Origin of the sequence: Pseudoalteromonas sp. TAB23 (assembly GCF_000498075.1) — a bacterium.
Taxonomy (GTDB): Bacteria; Pseudomonadota; Gammaproteobacteria; order Enterobacterales; family Alteromonadaceae; genus Pseudoalteromonas; species Pseudoalteromonas arctica.
This window is the reverse complement of the sequence record NZ_AUTP01000314.1, coordinates 9,198-12,134: the sequence shown is the minus strand read 5'-3', so window position 1 is coordinate 12,134 and position 2,937 is coordinate 9,198. Positions and strand designations below refer to the sequence as shown.

Annotated in this window: 1 protein-coding gene, 4 tRNA genes and 1 pseudogene (1 of these 6 cut by a window edge); 4 read left to right on the top strand and 2 right to left on the bottom strand. The window is 37.8% G+C overall.

Annotation, left to right across the window (positions count from 1 at the left end):
• Positions 1–3: 3 nt before the first annotated feature.
• The 4 genes from L654_RS0120630 to L654_RS0120615 all read left to right on the top strand — a co-directional run bounded on the left by L654_RS0120630 (position 4) and on the right by L654_RS0120615 (position 471).
• Positions 4–88, top strand: a tRNA-Leu gene (locus L654_RS0120630).
• A gap of 38 nt (positions 89–126) precedes the next feature.
• Positions 127–201 (top strand) — tRNA-Gln (locus L654_RS0120625).
• A gap of 71 nt (positions 202–272) precedes the next feature.
• Positions 273–357 (top strand) — tRNA-Leu (locus L654_RS0120620).
• A 39-nt stretch (positions 358–396) separates the two neighbouring features.
• Positions 397–471: transfer RNA gene (locus tag L654_RS0120615), tRNA-Gln, on the top strand.
• Between the two features lie 41 nt (positions 472–512).
• Here the strand turns inward: L654_RS0120615 and L654_RS0120610 are convergent.
• Together L654_RS0120610 and L654_RS01000000126515 are read right to left on the bottom strand one after the other, a co-directional pair.
• Entirely contained in the window at positions 513–2,096 is a 1,584-nt protein-coding gene (locus tag L654_RS0120610; protein WP_024608938.1) for a bifunctional diguanylate cyclase/phosphodiesterase, read from the bottom strand.
• A gap of 154 nt (positions 2,097–2,250) precedes the next feature.
• A pseudogene (locus tag L654_RS01000000126515) lies at positions 2,251–2,937 on the bottom strand (FAD-dependent monooxygenase) (it continues 503 nt past the right edge of the window).

Genomic DNA, 2,937 nt, shown 5'->3' with positions numbered 1-2,937 from the left:
GATGCGGGAGTGGCGGAATTGGTAGACGCGCTGGATTTAGGTTCCAGTAACTTCGGTTGTGAGAGTTCAAGTCTCTCTTTCCGCACCATTTCTTGATAAGAAATAAAATTATCATTAATTCTTTGTTGGGATATCGCCAAGCGGTAAGGCACCAGGTTTTGATCCTGGCATTCCCAGGTTCAAATCCTGGTATCCCAGCCAACTTCTTCTACCAAGGAAATTTGGATAAAAGAATTGCTCTAGCTTAGAGTTTAAATTAGCAAATTAGTGATGCGGGAGTGGCGGAATTGGTAGACGCGCTGGATTTAGGTTCCAGTAACTTAGGTTGTGAGAGTTCAAGTCTCTCCTTCCGCACCATGTTCTTATTAAGAACTAAAACTAATTCAAATTTATAGTTGGGATATCGCCAAGCGGTAAGGCACCAGGTTTTGATCCTGGCATTCCCAGGTTCAAATCCTGGTATCCCAGCCAATTTGACTCCCCTGTCTAAAACTTCTCAATATTCATTAAATTCAACTGACTTTTCCTGCACTCAAATAAACATTTATAAATTCATCTATATTTATTGGTTTGCTATATAAATACCCTTGTAAATAATCACAGTTAAGACTCAACAACGCCTGTTCTACCTCTTTAGTTTCTATTCCCTCAGCAACTACATCGCAATTTAATCGACTCGCTAAAAACAATGTAGATTCTACAATGGCGTAATCAGGTGAGTTAGTAAGCATATCTTTGACAAACGACTGATCAATTTTTATTTGATTAATTGGCAGCTCTCTTAATAATGACAGTGACGAAAAGCCAGTACCAAAGTCATCAACACTAAATTTAAACCCGCGCATACTCAACTGTTGCATCATTTTTCTAGCAGCCGGTATATTTGTCATCATTGCACCTTCTGTAATTTCAAAAATTAACGAGTCGCTTAATGTAGGGTCGGTTGCGAGTAAACTAATTATAAAATCGTAAAACTCGCTGCTTTCAATATCTTTCGTCGATAAGTTGACATGTATAGTACCAGTGAAACCAAATAGCTTGAGCTTTCTAATATGATTAACGGCTTCTTGTACAACCCATTTCGATAAAGGAAAAATAAGCCCTGTACGCTCAGCTACAGTTATAAACTTTTCTGGACTAATAAAGCTACCATCATCTTGCGGCCATCGGATAAGCGCTTCTAGGCCATGTAATTGCAGATCTTTAGAGTCCATTATGGGTTGTAAATAAAGCTCAAACTCATCTTTATGTAATGCCACTTTAATTTTGGCTGATAAATCAAAAAAATCCTCAGCTCGTTTACCTATTGCAGATGAGTAATTTACCAAAGGTTGAAATGTTTTTTTAGCTTCATGCAGTGCCAAGTCAGCTTTTTTTAATAGCTGATCGGGCAATCGGCTATCATCAGGAAAACGGCTTACGCCTATACTTAATTGTATTTTAACCATTTGCTCATTCGTACAAAACGGACTTTTGACGGCTGAGTTTATAATGTTTACACAATAATTCATGCTTTCATCTGTATCGGTATGCAATAAAAATGCAAACTCATCGCCACCTATTCGATATAACTTAGCAATGCCGCATAATTCTTTATTTAGTTTATTGGCAAATGCAGTCAATAATTGGTCCCCACAATGATGCCCAAACGCATCATTAATTTGTTTAAAGTTATTTAAGTCGATATAAAATAGTGAAAATGGGGAAGGATATTCAACTTGTTTACTTAAAGATTTAAAAAATTTATCGCGGTTAGGTAAGGTTGTTAAGTTATCGTGCTCAGTTTGATATTTTTGATACTGCGTTGCTTGCTCTATTTTAAGAATACTTTTTAAGCTCAGTTTAATAACTAAAAAAACAAACCCACCACCGCCAAGTAACAACATAGCCACCATATTCATAACGACGGGTGCAATATCGTGGTTTGAAAAATAATAAAGTATCCACCAATACCCTAAAATAAAAAAAATAATAGCGCATAGCAGTACACTCCATGCTCTTTGCGATGTTTTTTTGCAAACTTTAACGGTTGTTTTTAAGCTAGCAACAAGCAGTAGCGCACCTAAAATAATTATTACTGTAAAAAAATTATCCACACACAGGCTCTTTAAAGTTATTAAATTGCGATTTAGTGATGTAACACCAGTTAAATTAAAACTGTGTTCGATATAGCCGAGTCTCTATTTGCTGACTTAAAAACAGACATAAAAAAAGGCTCATAAATGAGCCTTTCTAATATCTACTTTAAATTTAGCCTAAATCACCACTAATTGCGTATTTTAAAACCCAGTTTTTTATTGGCCCCGTATTATTAGCCATTTTTAAAAACTGGCTACGTGCCCATTTAAGTGGCGTAATTTGATTAGAAAACCCAAAGTAACACGCGTCCATCATGCTCATCATTAATAAATTAGCTTTACGGCGAGCTCGCTCGTATTCTTTAAGTTTCAGCGGGCAACCTATATCTCCTGCTTCGTTTAAAACCTCAGCAAGTGCCACTACGTCCTGAAAACCCAAATTAACGCCCTGCCCTGCAAGGGGATTAATTGTATGTGCAGCGTCGCCTACTAAAACCATGCGCCCTTGCGAATAATTATTAGCGTGTTGGCGAGTAAGCGGAAATACTGCATGGGTTTGTACTTCAAAGTCTCCAGCAAGTTCTGGGAATTTATTCAGTATGTGCGTTTTTAACTGAGTTGGGTTTAACCCTTTAAATGCTTGCAATGTATTTGCATCGTCGTACCAAATTAAATTAGCGTACGGTGCCTGCATTGGTAAAAATGCTAACGGCCCACTTGGTGTAAACTGTTGCCATGTTTTAATTTGTTGCGGTGCATCGAGTTTAATTAACACCCCCATGCAATGCTGTTGGTACTGCCAACCCGTAATACCAATATTCGCCTTATCGCGCAGCTGCGATTGCCCACCATCGGCGGC